This window comes from Olsenella phocaeensis (assembly GCF_900120385.1).
Classification (GTDB): domain Bacteria; phylum Actinomycetota; class Coriobacteriia; order Coriobacteriales; family Atopobiaceae; genus Olsenella_I; species Olsenella_I phocaeensis.
This window is the reverse complement of record NZ_LT635527.1, coordinates 1-5,082: the sequence shown is the minus strand read 5'-3', so window position 1 is coordinate 5,082 and position 5,082 is coordinate 1. Positions and strand designations below refer to the sequence as shown.

General features: G+C 73.5%; 4 protein-coding genes. 1 reads left to right on the top strand and 3 read right to left on the bottom strand.

All coding sequences use genetic code 11. From position 1 onward, the window contains the following. On the bottom strand, window positions 1-3,061 hold a 3,061-nt coding region (locus tag BQ7388_RS11170; RefSeq protein WP_072500694.1), incomplete at its 3' end, for a PD-(D/E)XK nuclease family protein. A gap of 143 nt (window positions 3,062-3,204) precedes the next feature. Beyond that, the gene (locus tag BQ7388_RS11165) at window positions 3,205-3,507 is read right to left on the bottom strand and encodes a YerC/YecD family TrpR-related protein (RefSeq protein WP_072500693.1); all 303 of its coding nucleotides are present in this window, start codon (window positions 3,505-3,507) and stop codon (window positions 3,205-3,207) included. 144 nt (window positions 3,508-3,651) lie between these two features. Between BQ7388_RS11165 and BQ7388_RS11160 the strand changes: the two genes are divergently transcribed. Further along, entirely contained in the window at window positions 3,652-4,014 is a 363-nt protein-coding gene (locus tag BQ7388_RS11160; protein WP_009278985.1) for a phage holin family protein, read from the top strand. On the opposite strand, the gene BQ7388_RS11155 is transcribed toward BQ7388_RS11160, so the two are convergent. Next, on the bottom strand, window positions 4,011-5,082 hold a 1,072-nt coding region (locus BQ7388_RS11155; RefSeq protein WP_072500692.1), incomplete at its 5' end, for an Mbeg1-like protein. The genes BQ7388_RS11160 and BQ7388_RS11155 overlap by 4 nt on opposite strands.

The following is a 5,082-nucleotide window of genomic DNA, read 5'->3' as shown; positions in this document are numbered from 1 at the left end:
GGGCCTGCCTCGCGGGCCCCAGCACCTGGTCGGCGAAGTTGGCGTCGACCACCCCCGCGAGCTCGTGCTGGTCCGCGCGCGACCCCCTGGTCGAGAGGTACATCGCCCCCACCACCTTGAGGTCGGGCATCATGCGGCGGATGACCTGCGCGTAGATGAGGGCCTGCACCCTGCGCGGGAGCCTGAGCCCCCCCGGCCCGGGACAGCCCTCCCTCCCGAACACGTCGTACTCGGCGGCGAAGCCCGCAGCGCCCTTGTGCTTGTAGTCGATCACCACGGCGCAGCCGTGCTCGTTCACGTCCACCCGGTCGACGCTGCCCACGAAGTCGGCGCCGGCATAGCTCACGTGCACGCTCTGGGGACGCCTCCCCCCAAAGCGGAGCTCGAAGTGGCGGGGCTCGAAGCCCTCGAGCACCCCCAGCTCGAACTCGACGGTGCTCAGGAGGTCGCGACGCAGGAAGTCGAGCTGCAGGCGCTCCCCGCTGTCATGCGGGACGAGCGATTGCGCGGCGACGGTGGTGGCCCGACGAAGCTGGTGGGCGAGGTGGTGGTCCACCTCGGTCAAGACGAGCTCGCGCATGTGCTCGAGGTTCTGCGGCGTGACCCGCGTTCCCGGGACGTACGACTGCCCCAGCAGCTCGAAGTCGGCCTCCCCGCCATCCCCGAGGAGCCCGGCGGCGCGGGCGGCCTCCGTCGCGAGCCTGCGGTGCGACACCTCCAGGACGCGGTGGGCGAAGCTTCCCATCTGGAGCGGGCCGAAGCCGGCGTCCACGCGGTCCAGGCCGAGCCTCCTGAGGGTGAACCACTTGTGGGGGCACTCCAGGTAGGACTCCATCTGGGAGGCGGAGAGGGACGGACGGCCCCCCGGCAGCTCGGCCTCGCCCGGGCGGGGGACGACGATCATCCCGCGCAACCCCGGCGAGAGCATCGAGCCGGCCGCGACCGCGCGCGAGCCCTGCGGGGCGGGACGCGAGCCCTCCCCCGAGAGGCAGAGGCTCGCCTCGCCCTCCCCCATGCCGCGGACGCGGAGGGGACAAGGACCCTCGCCCTCGAAGCCGTAGCAGGCCAGCGCCTCGGTGAGCATGACTGCCGGATAGCCGACCGAGGCGTCCGCGGCATGGGTCGCGCGCTCGAGCAGAAGCGAGCTGCGCGCCGCGGCCACGGCGGAGGCGAACTGCGAGCGCGCGAGCTCGAGCGGGTCGTCGGAGCCGCCGAGGCCAAGCTTGGAGAGGAGCGCCTCGTACGCGTCGTCCCTGGGCGCGAGCGGGTACTCCGCCGCCGTGAGCCCCGAGACCAGGACGAGGTCATGGGAGGCGGGCTCGAGCCGGGCCGCCTCGGGGCGGGAGAGGAGCCTCACTCCCACCTGGGCCGCCTCGTCCCCCAGGACGAGGCGGCGGCGCAGCGCCTGCCTCCCCGCGAGCTCGGCGAAGAGGTCGCAGAGCTCGGAGAGCGACATGCCGGCCGGCGCCAGCCCCTTGCCCTTCCCGCGGCCCAGGCCGAGCTCGCTGACGCTACCGGAGACCGCCTGGAGGGAGCGCAGGCCGTCGATGCCGCGGAGCCGGGACTCGCCAGGCGTCCCCGGCCCCTCCCCCCGCGAGCGTGCGAGGTCGGCCTGGGCCTGGTCCGCCTCCTCCATGGCATGGGCGAGCAGCCCCGCGGCGTGACCGATCTGGCCGCGGAGTATCGCCGCCGTCGCCTGCTGGACCTCCGGACTGGTGCTGCGCTTGCGGCCGAGGGACTCGAGCAGCTGGCGCGGGGTGAGGGAGCGGTTCCCCCGCCAGCGGCGGTCGAGCTCCCACGCCTGCTGCCGTCCCATCCCGCTCGCGTCGCTCAGCAGGAAGTCCACGATGGGCCGGGGGGGCCACCAGGACATGTCGCCCAGCTGGGGCAGTGGCCTGCCGTCGGGACCCTGGACGGGCCCGGGCCAGCCGAGGTCGAGCTCGGAAAGGCGCGCGAGCTCCCTTGCGAAGCCCAGGAACGCACGAACCTGGGGGATGCGGTCCAGGCGCACGGGGATGCTGGCCCGGACGCAGGCGCCGCGGGTGGCGAGCTTGGGCGCGAGCTCGGACCAGGCGCGGCCTACGTCGGGCACCACCACGGCAAGGCTCGCCGTCCCGGCATCGGCCGCCAGGGCACGTCCCCGCTCGAGGAGCTCGGCACACATGAGCTCCCCCTCGCTGAGGGGGCCCGACGCCTCGAGGAGCGCGACCCTGCCCGATGGCTCGAGCGCGCCCATGGAGGGCTCGCCCATGCGAAAGAGCCGCGCACGCAGTCCCAGGAGCTCGCCTGCCGCCGGCGCGCGATGCCCCTCGACCGACTCCTCCTCGGCAACCTCGACGCCGAGCTCGCGACAGAGCGCCACGACGGCGCGCGCGGACGATTCCGCGAGGGCCGTCGCGGGACCCCCGTCCGAACGCACCACCAGTACGAGCTCCCCCGCGCCCGCGAGGCGCGCGAGGAGGCGCAGGACCGAGGGGGGCGCCTGGTCGAACCCCGCCGCGACGACGCGCGGGTGGCTGCCATGAGCCTCGGCGAGTGCGTCGGGCAGGAGCCACATGGCCTCGCAGAGCTCCACGAGGCCACGGCGGCGGAGCGCCTCCCCGTACTCGCACACAAGCCCGCAGAGCTTGCGCTCCGCGCTCCCCAGGGCCCTCCATCGCGGGTCGCCCTGGTCCGGCGGCAGCTCGGGAAGGTGCTCGGAGCAGAGGCGGGCGAGGAGGTCCAGCGTGCCGCTGGTGCCGGCAAGGCCCTCGAGGGCGCCCTGGGACCGGGCGCGGTTGAGCAGGACGCGCAGAAGCGCGAGCCGTGCCGTGGCGTCGACGACGCGGCGTCCGTCACCCCACAGCCCCCAGCGCTCCTCCGCCCAGGCGACGGGGGTCGCCACCTGCAGGAGGTGGGGCGCGCGCGGGTCGTCCGCAAGCGCCCTCCTGCAGGCGAGCGCCTGATCGACCGAGGGCACGAAAAGGGTCGCCTCGGCGACGGCGGAAGTGGCGCCGAGCTCGCGCATGACGGGGGCGCCCAGGAGCCGGGGGTCGTCCGTGCGTATGAGCTTGAGTGGCATGTGCCCTCCCCTTCCTCGAACCGAACGGCCGCGCCTCGTCGCCCGTGCCGACGGGCACATGGTAGCGCGGGGGGTGGGACGCCAAGCCATGGGCCCGCGGCAGGGAGCCGCGGGCCCATGTCGGTGCCGGATGGCGGTGCGCCCTACTCCCCGTCCATCCGGGCGAGCACGCGGCGGTACCCGCCCGCCTCGCCGTTCAGGCACTTCGAGACGCGGCTCACGGTGGTGGAGGACGCCCCGGTCTGGCGGGACACCTCGAGGTAGGACGCCCCGTCCCTCAGCATGGTGGCGACCCGCAGGCGGCGGGCCAGCTCCTCCACCTCCTTCGGGCTCAGGAGGTCCTGGAGGAAGGCACGGGCCTCGGAGGGGTCGGACACCAGGCCGACCGCCCAGTACAGCCGCTCCGCGTCCGCGCTTCCGATCCTCTCGCCCGCACTCCGAGCCATGCGCCCCGCCCTTCGCCATGGGCAGGACATCCGTGGCCTCCCCTGGCCGCCTACTTTACTCCATTAAAGCGAGAGGGGGGCCTTGGCACGAGGCATGGCAGGAACCGAACCTGGGTATAACCAAGCCATCAGAAGGAGGAACCCATGTCATTTCTCGGAACCTGGTTCGTCACCGCAATTGCCACCATGGCAGCGATCGCGCTGGTCCCCGGCATCGAGGCCGTGGGGGGCAGCTGGATGGGCCCGGCCATGTGCGCCCTCATGCTCGCCCTCGTCAACGCGACCGTGAAGCCCGTGGCGACGTTCTTCTCGCTTCCCCTCAACTTCCTGACGCTCGGCCTCTTCTCGCTGGTAATCAACGCCCTGATGCTCGAGCTCGCGAGCTACCTCTCGCGCAACGTCTTCCACGCGGGGATCCTCATCTCGAGCTTCGGCGCGGCGTTCTTCGGGGCCATCGTGATCAGCGTCGTCGCCAGCCTGGTGGGCGGCGTGACCGGGCTGCGCTAGGCGTCGTCGTCCGGGCGCGCCCCCCTCGCCCTGGGCAGGAGCGGCTGCCTCCGCGGGGCCTCGGCCTCCCCCTCCTCGCCCGCGAGCGCCAGGTGGTCGGCGACGTCTCGGACCAGCTCGCGGGCCTGGCGGGCGGCAGCCTCCCGCGCCTCGGCGACGCGCTCCCCCGCCGACGTCCGGTAGGCGTCCACGGTCGCCCCCACCAGCCTGCGCACGAGCTCGCGGCTCTGGTCGCTGACGGACACCGCGGCCGCGAGCACCGCCTGGATGCTCGGCGGCTGGAGCACCTCGTCGAAGGTGGCGGCACCCCCTGCGCCGAGCACGCCGAAGAGTTCGGAGACGAACTCCGCGCGGTGGTCCAAGTCGATCTGCGAGACCCAGGCCGCGATCGCCTCGTCCACCCTCCTCGCGTCGTCGTCCAGGCCCTCCGCCCTCGCCAGCCCGTCGGGCAGGCACTCCCAGGTCATGGGGTCGTGCTGCAGCATGCCGCTCCCGTCGCTTCGCACGAACGCGTGGGGGTCCTCGGGACGCGAGAGGAGCATGCCTATGACGCTGTGCTCGGGACAGACGTGATGGAAGCGGTCACCGAGGAGCGAGGACGGGCTCTGGGGCATGATTTCGGGCGCTATGCCCGGGCCGTCGAAGCTGTACGCCTCGCGGATCCGCGGGCGTAGCCCCTCGGGGCAGGAGAGGGCGGCGAAGGCGACCAGGTTCCCGCCCTTCGAGTGCCCACCGAGGTAGGCGTCCCTCCCCCGGGCCGCAAGCCCGCGCAGGGCCTCCGCGCAGTAGGCCGCCGCGCGCCTCTGGGCCTCGGTCACCGTGAAGCTCAGCATGAAGTCCTCGCGCCAGCCCACGAGGGTCGAGTCGGTCCCCCGCAGGGACACGAACTCGTCCCCGTCCGGAAGCGTCGCGCGGAGGGCGGCGAACTGCAGCGAGCTCCCCTCGTCGATCTGGTCCACGTAGTCGTGGAGCACGAGGTCGCCGAAGCGCCTCGACGAGGCGAGGCGGCGGAGGTACTCCGCGTCCAGCGTGGCAAGCGAGCGCACGCGGCCGGACACGTCCTCGCCC

Bases quoted from the DNA above. Each gene is read 5' to 3' on its own strand.
- BQ7388_RS11165 (WP_072500693.1), bottom strand. From the start codon at position 3,507: ATGGCTCGGAGTGCGGGCGAGAGGATCGGAAGCGCGGACGCGGAGCGG.
- BQ7388_RS11160 (WP_009278985.1), top strand. From the start codon at position 3,652: ATGTCATTTCTCGGAACCTGGTTCGTCACCGCAATTGCCACCATGGCA.